This window comes from Streptomyces sp. NPDC048637 (genome assembly GCF_040650675.1).
Taxonomy (GTDB): Bacteria; Actinomycetota; Actinomycetes; order Streptomycetales; family Streptomycetaceae; genus Streptomyces.
This window is the reverse complement of the sequence record NZ_JBEZHQ010000018.1, coordinates 141656-154109: the sequence shown is the minus strand read 5'-3', so window position 1 is coordinate 154109 and position 12454 is coordinate 141656. Positions and strand designations below refer to the sequence as shown.

Annotated in this window: 11 protein-coding genes; 8 read left to right on the top strand and 3 right to left on the bottom strand. The window is 70.8% G+C overall.

Going from position 1 to position 12454, the window contains the following annotated elements:
- Window positions 1-693: 693 nt before the first annotated feature.
- The 5 genes from AB0C46_RS22930 (at window position 694) to AB0C46_RS22910 (ending at window position 6094) form a co-directional block, all read left to right on the top strand.
- Window positions 694-1521, top strand: coding sequence for a response regulator transcription factor (locus tag AB0C46_RS22930; RefSeq protein ID WP_362829885.1), 828 nt, complete (start codon window positions 694-696; stop codon window positions 1519-1521).
- Window positions 1522-1545: 24 nt separating this feature from the next.
- A complete protein-coding gene (locus AB0C46_RS22925) occupies window positions 1546-2571 on the top strand; it encodes a LacI family DNA-binding transcriptional regulator (protein ID WP_362829882.1) in 1026 nt (341 codons plus the stop codon).
- 116 nt (window positions 2572-2687) lie between these two features.
- On the top strand, window positions 2688-3758 hold the full coding sequence (locus AB0C46_RS22920) for a trypsin-like peptidase domain-containing protein (RefSeq protein WP_362829881.1): 1071 nt from the start codon (window positions 2688-2690) through the stop codon (window positions 3756-3758).
- A gap of 120 nt (window positions 3759-3878) precedes the next feature.
- The gene (locus AB0C46_RS22915) at window positions 3879-4616 is read left to right on the top strand and encodes a response regulator transcription factor (protein WP_362829880.1); all 738 of its coding nucleotides are present in this window, start codon (window positions 3879-3881) and stop codon (window positions 4614-4616) included.
- Window positions 4613-6094: a HAMP domain-containing sensor histidine kinase gene (locus AB0C46_RS22910; protein WP_362829879.1), complete on the top strand. Its 1482-nt coding sequence runs from the start codon at window positions 4613-4615 to the stop codon at window positions 6092-6094. Before AB0C46_RS22915 ends, AB0C46_RS22910 begins: the two co-directional genes overlap by 4 nt.
- A 57-nt stretch (window positions 6095-6151) precedes the next feature.
- Here AB0C46_RS22910 and AB0C46_RS22905 read toward each other — a convergent pair whose 3' ends face one another.
- Window positions 6152-7537, bottom strand: coding sequence for a DUF2993 domain-containing protein (locus AB0C46_RS22905; RefSeq protein ID WP_362829878.1), 1386 nt, complete (start codon window positions 7535-7537; stop codon window positions 6152-6154).
- A gap of 298 nt (window positions 7538-7835) precedes the next feature.
- Here AB0C46_RS22905 and AB0C46_RS22900 point away from each other — a divergent pair, with 298 nt between their 5' ends.
- On the top strand, window positions 7836-8693 hold the full coding sequence (locus AB0C46_RS22900) for an NAD(P)H-binding protein (protein ID WP_362829877.1): 858 nt from the start codon (window positions 7836-7838) through the stop codon (window positions 8691-8693).
- Here AB0C46_RS22900 and AB0C46_RS22895 read toward each other — a convergent pair.
- Complete coding sequence (locus AB0C46_RS22895; RefSeq protein WP_362829876.1) at window positions 8672-8800, bottom strand: hypothetical protein; 129 nt, start codon at window positions 8798-8800, stop codon at window positions 8672-8674. The genes AB0C46_RS22900 and AB0C46_RS22895 overlap by 22 nt on opposite strands.
- Window positions 8801-8885: 85 nt before the next feature.
- Between AB0C46_RS22895 and AB0C46_RS22890 the strand changes: the two genes are divergently transcribed.
- On the top strand, window positions 8886-9839 hold the full coding sequence (locus AB0C46_RS22890; RefSeq protein WP_362829875.1) for an aminoglycoside phosphotransferase family protein: 954 nt from the start codon (window positions 8886-8888) through the stop codon (window positions 9837-9839).
- A 34-nt stretch (window positions 9840-9873) separates the two neighbouring features.
- On the opposite strand, the gene AB0C46_RS22885 is transcribed toward AB0C46_RS22890, so the two are convergent.
- The gene (locus AB0C46_RS22885; RefSeq protein ID WP_362829874.1) at window positions 9874-11400 is read right to left on the bottom strand and encodes an MFS transporter; all 1527 of its coding nucleotides are present in this window, start codon (window positions 11398-11400) and stop codon (window positions 9874-9876) included.
- A gap of 104 nt (window positions 11401-11504) precedes the next feature.
- On the opposite strand from AB0C46_RS22885, the gene AB0C46_RS22880 reads away from it, so the two are divergent.
- Window positions 11505-12392 (top strand): helix-turn-helix transcriptional regulator, encoded by an 888-nt coding sequence (locus tag AB0C46_RS22880; RefSeq protein WP_362829872.1) that lies wholly within the window; start codon window positions 11505-11507, stop codon window positions 12390-12392.
- Window positions 12393-12454: the final 62 nt, after the last annotated feature.

Genomic DNA, 12454 nt, shown 5'->3' with positions numbered 1-12454 from the left:
TGTACTCACTCCTCCCACGGGAGGGGACGGGCCGGAGGGGCCTGGTGTGCGGACGTAAAGCGAAGCAGTCCGGACACCCCCACCCGCGCAGGCCCGTTACCGCACCCCGAAAGCCCCGCGCAGCGGACCCGGCCCGCCGCCAGGCGAAACGGCGAGCAACCCCCACGGCGGGAAAGCCGAAAACGTGGGAAGCCAAAAACGTCCGCATCGTGGGACGGCCGCAGGAAAGAATTGCGCCGCTTCCGCGGCGCCGGTGAAGCGGGGTGTGGGGCCGCCGGACGGGGCGCCGGCCAAGGCGCCCGCAGCCGCGTCAAATGGGGGCTGCCGGGGGGTGCGGGCGACCCCGGTGGGGGTCCCGTCGGCGGTCAACGGCGGCGCCCGTTGACCACTCGAAGTGATCGGCGGAACACAAAAAGCTGCAGAGTCGGCCTCCGGTTCGGCGGCCAGGTGAGCTATTCTGCTGGGCAAGAAGGATCCGGGCAGCGTTGCCCCCGGGTCCTTTTGTGCTTTCAGCCGCGTGCTGCGCGGCTATGAGGACCGTACGAAGCAGTGCCGCAGACTCCCCCGGCCAGGGCCGGGAGGTGCCCCCGTCGCAGGGACCGAGGAGGAACCAGACGTCATGGGCGAGCGAAGCAGGCAGGACCGCACGCAACAGAGGACACAGCGCTCCGGGAACCGGGTAGGTGGTCGGAAGTGAGTTCGCTCCTGCTGCTGACCAACGCACTCCAGCCGTCGACGGAGGTGCTCCCGGCGCTCGGCCTGCTGCTGCACAGCGTGCGGGTGGCTCCCGCCGAGGGCCCGGCCCTGATCGACACCCCAGGGGCCGACGTCATACTGATCGACGGCCGCCGCGATCTTCCGCATGTGCGGTCGCTGTGCCAGCTGCTGCGCTCCACCGGGCCCGGCTGTCCGCTGGTCCTGGTGGTGACGGAGGGCGGGCTCGCCGCCGTCACCGCGGACTGGGGCATCGACGACGTCCTGCTGGACACCGCAGGCCCCGCCGAGGTCGAGGCGCGGCTGCGGCTGGCGATGGGCCGCCAGCAGATCACGACCGACGACAGCCCGATGGAGATCCGCAACGGTGATCTCTCGGTGGACGAGGCGACCTACAGCGCGAAGCTGAAGGGGCGGGTCCTGGACCTGACCTTCAAGGAGTTCGAGCTGCTGAAGTATCTGGCGCAGCACCCCGGCCGGGTCTTCACCCGTGCCCAGCTCCTGCAGGAGGTGTGGGGCTATGACTACTTCGGCGGTACGCGGACTGTCGATGTGCACGTCCGGCGGCTGCGCGCCAAGCTCGGGCCCGAGCACGAGTCGCTGATCGGGACGGTCCGTAACGTCGGCTACCGCTTTGTGACGCCGGAGAAGGTGGAGCGGGCGGCGGAGGCGAAGGCCAAGGAGGACGCGGCGAAGGCGGCGAAGTCCGTGCCCGCCGCGGACCGTGTGCCCGGGGACGGTGACGGCTCCGGGAAGGCCGTCGCCGCGGGCGCGGACTCCCCGGCCCCACGACCTGCCCGCCGGTAGCACCACCCGCGTAGACTGCCGCGCGTGGCCAAGGTGACGCGGGATGATGTGGCAAGACTGGCGGGTACGTCCACCGCCGTTGTCAGCTACGTCATCAACAACGGACCAAGGCCGGTTGCCCCGGCCACGCGCGAGCGGGTGCTTGCCGCCATCAAGGAGCTCGGTTACCGGCCGGACCGCGTCGCGCAGGCGATGGCGTCCCGCCGTACCGATCTCATAGGTCTGATCGTGCCGGACACCCGGCAGCCGTTCTTCGCGGAGATGGCGCACGCCGTCGAACAGGCCGCTGCCGAGCGCGGAAAGATGGTCCTGGTCGGCAACGCCAACTACCTCGACGAGCGCGAGGTGCACTATCTGCGGGCCTTCCTCGGTATGCGGGTGTCCGGGCTGATCCTGATCAGCCAGGGCCCCAGTGAGCACGCCGCCGCCGAGATCGACGCCTGGGACGCCCGGGTGGTGCTGCTGCACCGCCGGCCGGACGCCATCGACGATGTCGCGGTGATGACGGACGACATCTGGGGCGCCCAGCTGGCGACCCGGCATCTGCTGGAGCACGGCCACCCGTATGTCGCCTTCCTCGGCGGTACGGAGGAGACCCCGAAGTCCGGCGACCCGGTCACCGACCATGTCGAGGGCTGGCGGCGGGCCATGCTGGAGTCGGGGCGGTCGCCGGAGGGCTACTACTTCCAGTCCCCGTACAACCGCTATGACGCCTTCCAGGTCGCGCTGAAGCTGCTGGCCGGTCCGGAGCGGCCGCCGGCCATTATGTGCGCGACGGACGACCAGGCGATCGGGGTGCTGCGGGCCGCCCGCGAGCTGCGGATCGATGTGCCCGGTGGGCTGGCGGTCGCGGGCTTCGACGATGTGAAGGAAGCCGCGCTGACCGATCCGCCGCTGACCACGGTCGCCTCGGACCGCCAGGCGATGGCGCGGGCGGCGGTGGACCTGGTCCTGGACGACGGGCTGCGGGTGGTCGGCTCCCGGCGGGAGCGGCTGCGGCAGTTCCCGTCGCGGCTGGTGGTGCGGCGCTCCTGCGGCTGCGGCGGCTGAGAGAGGCCGGGGCGCGCCGGTAGGCCGGGCGTCCTTATGTCGGGCATACCCACTTCTATCGGGTCTCTCAGGGCGTTCTCAGGCAGCTCTCATGCAGCGGACGCAGAGTCATCTGCATGACCCAGAGCTACCGCCGAAGCGGCGATGAGATGCCACAGGACCGGCCGTACGCGTACGGCGACGATCACGGCCAGGGATACGGCCAGAGCTACGGCCACGAGGCGTACGAGGGGGCCCCGGGCGCCCCGTATGCCGCCGTCGGTGAGCAGGCGGTTCCGCCGCCGCCCCCGTATGCGCCCGAGCCGCGGCGCCGGGCCCGGCGGCCGGTGGCGCTGATCGCGGCGGTGGCCCTCGTGTCGGGTCTCATCGGGGGCGGCAGTGCGGCGCTGATCGCCGGCGCCACCAATCCGGCGGCGCAGAACAGCTCGTCCACCCCGCTGGTCAACGCGGGCAAGAACAGTGGCAGCGGGGTCTCGGGGGTGGCCAAGGCGGTCAGGCCGGCGAGTGTGGAGATCAAGGCAAAGGCCCGCGGCGGTGAGTCGACCGGATCCGGTGTGGTCATCACCAGCGACGGCGAGATCGTCACCAACAACCACGTGGTGGCCGGTGCGGACACCGTCACCGTCACCTTCAGCGACGGCAGCCACAAGACGGCCGAGGTGGCCGGCACCGACCCCGGCAAGGACCTGGCGCTGGTCAAGGTGCGCGGCGCCAAGAACCTCACCGCGGCCTCGCTCGGCGACTCCAGCAAGATCACGGTCGGCGACCAGGTGGTGGCGATCGGCTCGCCCGAGGGCCTCACCGGGTCCGTGACCAGCGGAATCGTCTCCGCCCTCGACCGGGATGTCACCGTCCCCAAGGAGGAGGGGCAGGGGCAGCAGGGCAATCCGGGCGACCGCGGGGGCTGGCCGTTCGAGTTCGGCGGCAACCAGTACAACGGCGAAACCGGTTCGTCGAAGACCTCGTACAAAGCCATACAGACCGATGCCTCGCTCAACCCCGGCAACTCCGGTGGCGCCCTGATCAATATGCAGGGGCAGATCATCGGCATCAACTCTGCGATGTATGCGCCGAGTTCGGCATCGAGCAGCAGCGCGGGCAGCGTCGGCCTCGGCTTCGCCATCCCGATCAACACCGTCAAGGACGACCTCGACGCGCTGCGCGGCGGCGGCAACCGCGGCGTGTGACCGCCCGCCCGTCGCCCGCCGCACGAGCGGCCTTGCGTCACCCCTCTCGGATTGCCCGTCGGCGTGCAAGGCTGAAGACCAGCCGATCGCAGCCACCCGAGGTCCGAGGTAACCACGCACATGAGCCCCGCCGAGCACGGTGACCATCCCGCCCGCATCCTGATCGTCGACGATGAGCCCGCGGTCCGTGAGGCCCTGCAGCGCTCGCTGGTCTTCGAGGGATACGGGACCGAGCAGGCGGTCGACGGCCTGGACGCGGTCGAGAAGGTCGCGTCCTACGACCCGGAACTGATCGTGCTCGATGTCCTGATGCCCCGTATGGACGGGCTGACCGCCGCCCGCAGGCTGCGGGCGAGCGGGGTGACCGTGCCGATCCTGATGCTGACCGCCCGGGACACGGTCGGCGACCGGGTCACGGGGCTGGACGCCGGCGCCGACGACTATCTCGTCAAGCCCTTCGAGCTGGACGAGCTGCTCGCCCGGATCCGCGCCCTGCTGCGCCGCAGTTCGTACCCGGCGGCGGCCGGTGCTCCGCTGGAGGAGGGCGAGGTGCTGAGCTTCGCCGATCTGCGGATGGACCTGGCGACCCGTGAGGTGACCCGGGGCAGCAGGCAGGTCGAGCTGACCCGCACCGAATTCACGCTGCTGGAGATGTTCCTCGCCCATCCGCGGCAGGTGCTCACCCGTGAGCAGATCCTGAAGGCCGTATGGGGCTTCGACTTCGAGCCCACCTCCAACTCCCTCGATGTGTATGTGATGTATCTGCGCCGCAAGACGGAAGCGGGCGGCGAGCCGCGGCTGGTGCACACCGTGCGGGGGGTCGGCTACGTCCTGCGGGCGGACGGCGGGGCGGAATGAGCGCGGCGACCACGACCGGGGGAGCGGCGGCGGGCACCGCACAGAGCCGGCTCGGCGCATGGATCGCGCGGCTGCCGCTGCGCTCGCGGCTGACCCTCCTCACGGCGGCCGCGGTGGCGGTGGCGGTGGCGGTCTCCGCGCTGGCCTGCTGGCTGCTCACCCGGGCCCAGCTGCGCGACGAGGTGGACAGCTCGCTGCAGAACGTCAGCGTCCCCGCGGATTATCTGCAGCTGACCTACGCCAACTGCCAGCCCACCGACCCGACCGAGAGCAAGAACGCCCCGCCCTCGTACTACAACGTCCAGATCGTGCAGGTCGACGGCTCGCGCTGCATCGGGCCCAACTCCCAGCCGGTGCAGGTGCAGCGGGCGGATGTCGCGGTGGCGCAGGGGGTGGCGCGGGACACCCTGCATGACGCCGTCACCCCCGACGGCGTGGACGTCCGGGTGCTGACCAAGCACATCGGTGTCCAGGGCGTGCAGTTCGCGGTGTCCATCTCGCGCCCGCTGACCGAGGTCGACAGCGCGCTGAACCGCCTGGCGCTGCTGCTGGCGGCCGTCGCGGGGCTGGGCGTCGTCGGCGCGGGCACCGCCGGTCTGGTCATCGCGCGCTCCGGCCTCAAGCCGGTGGACCGGCTGACCGACGCGGTCGAACAGGTCGCCCGTACCGAGGACTTGACCATCCGCATCCCGGCCGAGGGCGAGGACGAGATCGCCCGGCTCTCCCGTTCCTTCAACGCCATGACCGCGGCGCTGGCCGCCTCCCGCGATCTGCAGCAGCAGCTGATCGCGGACGCGGGCCATGAGCTGCGTACGCCGCTGACCTCGCTGCGTACCAATATCGATCTGCTGGTGCGCAGCGAGCGGGCCGGCCGGCCGATCCCGCCCGCCGACAAGGAGGCGCTGCTGGCCTCGGTGAAGGCGCAGATGGGGGAGCTGGCGGCGCTGATCGGCGATCTCCAGGAACTGTCGCGGCCACCGGAGCCGGGGCAGAGCGCCGTCGCGGTCGTGGCGCTGCACGAGATCGTCGGCGCGGCGCTGGAGCGGGCCCGGCTGCGCGGCCCGTCGCTGACCATCGCGGCGGACCTCGACCCCTGGTTCGTACGGGCCGAGCCGGCCTCGATGGAGCGGGCGGTGGTGAATCTGCTGGACAACGCGGTGAAGTTCAGCCCGGCCGGCGGGACCGTCGAGGTGCGGCTGACCGGCGGTGAGCTGACCGTACGCGATCACGGCCCCGGTATTCCGCAGGACGAACTGCCGCATGTCTTCGAGCGGTTCTGGCGTTCGTCGTCCGCCCGCAGCCTGCCGGGCAGTGGCCTGGGACTGTCGATCGTGGCGCGTACGGCGCAGCAGGCGGGCGGCGCGGTACGGCTGCGGTCCGCGGACCTCGGCGGCACCGAGGCGGTGCTGACGCTGCCGGGCGCCGCGACCCCGCCGCCCGGGATGCCGGAGCCGCCGGGTCCCCAGGGGCCGCAGTAGCGGACGCGCCCCACGGCGTCCGCGCTGCGCAACCCTGTCGCGCGTCCCCTGCTTCGGCTACTTCTTCGACGGGCCCCCGACCGGCAGCTCCGACCCCGTGATGTCGGCGCGGATGCCGTCCTCCTCGACGGAGATATTGCGCAGCCGGACGTTCCCGGGCGTCTTGGGCAGCTGGAAGGACAGCGAGAGCTGGTCCGCGAGCTGCGGCTTGGTGAGCCCGGTCAGCGCGCCGAGGATCTTCGGGTCGATACCGACCTTCTCCAGCAGCCACGGGTGGTCGGCCACCACATCGACCAGGTTGACCTTCATCAGCTTCTGGACGAAGCGCGGCGACCCGGTCAGCTCGTGGAGCTTCTCCTCGTTGTGCAGCGCCTCCTGGATGTACGGCTTGGGGATGCCGATCCGGTCGGCGATCGCCGGGACGCCCAGCATCGACTTGACCTTGGCGGCCTGCCGGCTGAGCTCGGCGGCGGTCTTGCGGGTCAGCCGCAGGCCCTCCTCCTTGCCGGTGCCGGGGCGGTAGACGGCGATATCGCCGATGTCCAGGCGCATCTGGCTGATGTCGGTGGAGACACCGCGGTCACCGGCCCGCCGAATGTGCGCCTCGGCCCGTACGCGCAGTTCATGGCCGGCAATCGGCAGCTGACCGACCGCGCGGACCGCGTTGGGCCCCCGTTCGCTGAACTTCACCTGCGAGGCACCCAGCTCGCGATTCATGTCGTCGAAGGCGAGCAGCACGCTGCCGTGCATGGTGCCGATCGTGGCGCCCTTGATGGAGGTGGGCAGATCGCCGTCGATGCGTACGTCGTTCGCGGTGGCCTCGAATTTCGCCAGCGAAACCCGGTCGGCGGCCAGGTCGGGAATCGTGACTTTCACCTGGTCGACGCGCTTGTCCATGACCTGGGTGAGGAACGGGAATCCCTCGATGTCGACCTCGGGAGTGGCGTTCAGATGCAGGGCATCCTTCACCTTTTCCGCGGCCGCGTTCTGTGCGTACAGCACCGCGAACCGGTCGAAGAGCGTCACGAATGAGGCGCCGACCAGCACGGTGACCAGCAGCTTCAGGGTGATCGACATGGCGGCGAAGCGGCTGAAGCCGCGCTTTTTGCGACGGTTCTTGCGGCGGTGGTTCGGCGGCTTCCAGGCCTCGGCCGCTTCCTCGTCCGAGCGCAGTCCGAGGCCCAGCGGGTCGTCGCTGTCGTCGCGCTCGTTGAGGTAGGTGCGGCGCCGAGCGGCGCCGGTGGTGTCGAACGAGCCGAATTCCGGCTCGGGTTCCGGCTCCGGCTCGGGGTCGGCGAGGGCTGCCAGGTCCGCGTAGGGATTAACCGTCTCGAGCTTTCTGGTGTCGCCGGTGGGGTCGCCCTGGGCGCCCGGCGCAAGGGAATCGGGGTGCTGCGCGGCGGGCGTGGATGAGGGTGAAGATATGCGTGTGGGGGTTCGCATCCGTTCATCTCACCATGAGCGGGTCCCTTGAACGCAAGTCGTACCGGAAGTAAGTCGGATAGATGACGGTTGTCCCGCCGGTCTTGGCAAAAAATTGCCGTGCATCTGCGGCGACTTGAACTACCGTCACCTCTCTTGTGACCCGGACAACAGTACGCGGCTTGTCCGCGTCCATTGATCCATACCTGGACTCTCCGCGCCATTGTCCGGCTTATTCGTTTCCTTCCTCGCATTCAGTGCATTCACCCAACAAACGGAAGACGGTCGTCATCCCATGAAGTCGCAGGAAGCTGCCCCCATGATCGTTGTGACCGGCGCAACCGGCAATATCGGCCGCGCACTTGTCGGCCGGCTCCTCGCGGACGGCGCCGCGGTACGCGCGCTGACCCGCGACCCGGCGCGCGCCGGACTGCCCGCCGGGGCCGAGACCGTCCGCGCCGACCTCACCGGCGCGGACGACCTGGTACCGCTGCTGACCGGTGCCGAGGCGCTGTTCCTCAATCTCGCCGCCGGCGGCGACCGGGCCGCGACGGCGCTGGCCGAGGCCGCCGTCCGCGCCGGGGTCCGCCGGATCGTCCTCAACTCCTCGATGGCGGTGACCGACACCCCGGCCGACGACACACACCACATCGCCCGGCTGCACGCCGGTCTGGAGCGCGCGGTACGGGACTCCGGCCTGGAGTGGACCTTTGTCCGCGGCGCCAACTACGCCACCAACGCGCTGGCCTGGGCCCCGGCCATCCGCGCGACCGGCGTGGTCCGCGACGCGCACCCGGGCGCCCGGGGCGTCCCCGTCCACGAGGCCGACCTCGCGGATGTCGCGGCCGCCGCCCTGCTGGACCGCAGCGGCGCGCACCTCGGCCAGGCGTATCTCGTCACCGGCCCGGCGGAGCTGACCGTGGCACAGCAGGTCGCCGAGATCGGGCGGGCGACCGGAAAGGAGACCCGGGTCGAGCAGATCTCCGAGGAGGCGGCGGCCGAGGCGATGGCCGGGCCGCACTTCCCCAAGGAGGCCGCGCTGGAGCTGGTCCGGATGTTCGGCCGGTCGGTCGAGGCACCGGCGTTCCCCGTCTCGGACGCCGTCGAGCGGGTCACCGGCCGGCCGGCCCGGACGTTCGCCCAGTGGGCGCGGGATCACGCCGCCGACTTCTCCTGACCGGACGGGCCGCCGGTACCCCCGGCGGCCCGCAGTCCGTTGTGGGGGAGCACGGCCGGCGGCAGCATCAGCACCGCGCCCACGAAGAAGTACGTATGGGCCCCCAACTCCCCCTAGGGCGAACCCCGATGGCACCCGGGCCCCGCCGAAAACCCTTTGCCGCCGCCTCGCCCACCGCCATACCGTCCGCGCATGCTGCCTCGCGTGGACACGGATGACGAGTGGGACGCGGTCGTCCCCGACGAAGCGGTGATGCGGCCGGGCGTCGCCGCGCTCTGCACCCGGCTCGGCATCCGCGCCGACCCCCTCACCCGCTATCCGGCGGGCTCCCAGCCCGTCTACGCCGTCGGGGACCGCTATGTCCTCAAGCTCTTCCCCGCCGTCACTGCCGACGACGGGGCGACCGAGGCCCGGGTGCTCACCCACCTCCAGGGGCAGCTCCCCATCCCCACCCCGTACGTCCACGACGCCGGTGAGTACGAGAACGGCTGGCGCTACGTCCTGATGTCCCGGCTGCGCGGCACCGACCTGGCCGTCACCTGGCCCCGCATCCCCCGCGCCGACCAGGACCGGATCGCCACCGAAGCCGGCGAGACCCTGGCCGCCCTGCACGCCCTGGACCCGGCACCGCTCGCCGGGGTCCTCGGCCCCGGCGACTGGGCCGCCTTCCTCGACCGGCAGCGCACCACGGCGGTCGCCCGGCAGCGCGCCCACGGCCTTCCCGAACTCTGGCTGGAACAGATCCCCGGCTACCTCGCGTCCACGGCCCCCGCTGCCCCCGCTGCTCCCGCTGCCCCCGCCGCCCACGAGCCCGGTGTCCTGCTCCACACCGAGTTCATGCGGCAGCATCTGACCGTCGACGAGCACGACGACTGGCGGCTGACCGGACTCCTCGACTTTGAACCCGCGATGATCGGGCAGCGCGCCTACGACTTCGTCGCCGTGGGCCTCTTCGTCTCCCGCGCCGACCCCCGCCTGCTGTCCCGCATCCTCCGCGCCTACGGCACGACCTTCACCCCCACCGAACTCCTCACCCACACCCTCCTGCACATCTACAGCAACCTGCCCCGGTACCTCCGCGAACTCCCCGCCCCACCCGAGCCGACCCTGGACTCCCTCGCGGAGACCTGGTTCGGGGCGGGGTGAGGGCGGGGCGGGACCGGTGAGGAGTGGGCATGGGTCATCGAACGCTGCCCTCTTCGACGGTGTCCTGGGGCAGAGGCACCGGAGGGGCATCGTCGGTGCTGGTGAAGGCCCTCGGCAGGTGGCGCAGGGCGAAGATGCCCAGTGCGGCGTGGAGCGTGCCGGCGATGACGGCAGCGGCGTGCAGACCGGTGACGAAGGCTGCCTTCGCCTCGCCGATCACCGCGGCCGTGAGGCCGGGGACCTGCAATGTCTCGTTGAGGGTACCGGCGAGGTCAGGTCCCTGGAGCCGGAAGATCAGGGCGGCCAGGGAGCCGAGGAGTGCGATGCCGAGGGCGTTGCCGATCTCGTTGCTGGTCTCGGCGATTGCGGCTGCGGACCCGGCGTGCTCGGTGGGGACCGCGGCGATGGCGGTGTCGGCAACGACGCTGAAGGAGATGCCGTAGCCGATGCCGGCGATCACGGTGGATGCCACGTACCGGTCGATGCCGCTGGAGACGCCGGTGGCCAGCAGCAGGAGCAGCCCTCCGGCGATGAAGAAGTGGCAGGTGACGAGCGCTGCCCGGGTGCCGATACGCGCGACCAGGGCCGGTGTCACGATGCAGGTGAGGGTGAGCACAGCGGCGCCGGGGAGCGCAACGAGAGCCGCGTCCAGGACGGTCAGTCCGAGGACGGACTGGAGGTAGATGCCGCCGAGGTAGGCGACCGCCGACCATGCGGCCAGCGGCAGAAGTCCGGTGATGGCTGCGATCGTGAACACCCGGTCGCGGAAGAGGCGGATGTCGATCAGCGGCTGTGCAAGGTGGAGCTGCCGCCGAGCGAACCACCACAGGGTGACGACGCCGACGCTTCCTGCGGCCAGCGGGGTCGTGGTCAGCCCCTCCGCCGCCGCGTGCTTGATCGCGTAGACGGTCAGCAGGATGCCCGCGGCGGAGAGCAGGACGCTCGGCGCGTCGATGCGGCCGGTCCGGGTGGCACGTACCTCGCGGAGCAGGACCGGGGCCAGAATCAGGAACAGCACGACGACGGGGAGATTGATCAGGAAGACCGATCCCCACCCGAATCGGTTCAGCAGCTGTCCGCCGACGACCGGGCCGATCGCGAAGCCGGCGGCGAAGGTGGCCGCGAAGATGCCGATCGCTTTCGCCCGCAGGCGTGGGTCGGTGAACAGTTCGCTGAGTACCGCCAGAGCCGACGGCAGCAGCGTGGCACCGGCCACGCCCATCAGCGCCCGGAAAGCGATCAGCAGTTCCGGCCCGGGGGCGAACGCCGCTCCCGCCGAGGCCGCGCCGAACACCACTGCGCCCGCCATCAGCAGCTTCAGCCGGCCATACCGGTCGCCGATGTTCCCGAACGCGATGAGCAGGGACCCGACGGCGAATCCGTAGGCGTCCAGGATCCACAGCGCCTGATCAGCGGTCGGCGACAGCGCTTCGGAGACCTTGGGCATCGCCAGGAACAGGACCGAACTGTCCATCGCGACCAGCAGTACCGGGCCCAGCACCACCAGCAGACCGAGCCAGGCCCGCGGACCGGGTGAGTGAGAAACACGCTGTTCATTCATGCTGGGGAGGATGCGGCGTCGTCCGCTCGGCAACCATCCCAGCGTCATGGGTACCTCTCGCAGGGATACCCGGAACCGGGACCGCTCCGCCTAGGGTCGAGGTCATGGAGTTGGAGAGCCTCGGGGCCTTTCTCAAGAGCCGCCGCGATCGGGTCACACCCGCCGACGTCGGACTGCGCGCCTACGGAACTGCCCGCCGGGTGCCGGGTCTGCGCCGCGAGGAGCTTGCCCAGCTCGCGGGCGTGAGCGCCGGCTACTACACGCGGCTGGAACAGGGCCAGGCCGGTATGGCCTCCCGGCAGGTCCTCGACGCGCTCAGCAAGGTGCTTCAGCTTGATCAGGCCGAGACGACCCACCTGTACAACCTCGCCCGTCAGCCCGCCACTTCACGTCTGGTGCGCCCCCGTCCGGAAAGGCCGCACCCACGAGTGCTGGCGCTCCTGGCCTCCCTGGGAGAGACCCTGCCGGCCGTTGTGCTCGGCCGCCGTGGCGATGTGCTGGCCTGGAACCGCACCGGCCATGCCCTCGTCGCAGAGCATGTCGACTTCGACGCGCCCCACGATCTCGCGCGACGGCCGTCCATCCCTCGGATGTTCTTCCTCGACTCCCTCGCCCGCGACCTGCACAGAAACTGGGCTGAACTGGCCCTGGTGCATGTCGCCTACCTGCGGCTCACGGCAGGCAGGCATCCCACCGACGCCCGGCTGGCCGAACTGATCGGCCAACTCGCCATGCGCAGCGGCGACTTCGCGCAGCTGTGGGCCAAGGGAGACGTCGCGGACTGCACGGTGGGCACCATGCGTCTGCAACACCCGACCGTCGGAGCGCTCGACGTCGACTACCAGGTGTGGCTCCAGCCCGAGAGCCCCGATCACCGGCTTGAGGTCTATACACCCAACGACACCGCCTCGGCCGACGCGCTGCGACTGCTGTCCGACCAAGTTGCCGATCAGCAGGAACATGAGATCGCCCTCTCAGAGGCGCCCAGGTAGCCGGACAGGTAACTGGTGCCTCTGCCCCTGATGCCGGCGGTGGGTCCACGCGCCGTAGGGGG

Bases quoted from the DNA above. Each gene is read 5' to 3' on its own strand.
- AB0C46_RS22920 (WP_362829881.1), top strand. From the start codon at position 2,688: ATGACCCAGAGCTACCGCCGAAGCGGCGATGAGATGCCACAGGACCGG.
- AB0C46_RS22915 (WP_362829880.1), top strand. From the start codon at position 3,879: ATGAGCCCCGCCGAGCACGGTGACCATCCCGCCCGCATCCTGATCGTC.
- AB0C46_RS22910 (WP_362829879.1), top strand. From the start codon at position 4,613: ATGAGCGCGGCGACCACGACCGGGGGAGCGGCGGCGGGCACCGCACAG.
- AB0C46_RS22905 (WP_362829878.1), bottom strand. From the start codon at position 7,537: ATGCGAACCCCCACACGCATATCTTCACCCTCATCCACGCCCGCCGCG.
- AB0C46_RS22900 (WP_362829877.1), top strand. From the start codon at position 7,836: ATGATCGTTGTGACCGGCGCAACCGGCAATATCGGCCGCGCACTTGTC.
- AB0C46_RS22890 (WP_362829875.1), top strand. From the start codon at position 8,886: ATGCTGCCTCGCGTGGACACGGATGACGAGTGGGACGCGGTCGTCCCC.
- AB0C46_RS22885 (WP_362829874.1), bottom strand. From the start codon at position 11,400: ATGAATGAACAGCGTGTTTCTCACTCACCCGGTCCGCGGGCCTGGCTC.
- AB0C46_RS22880 (WP_362829872.1), top strand. From the start codon at position 11,505: ATGGAGTTGGAGAGCCTCGGGGCCTTTCTCAAGAGCCGCCGCGATCGG.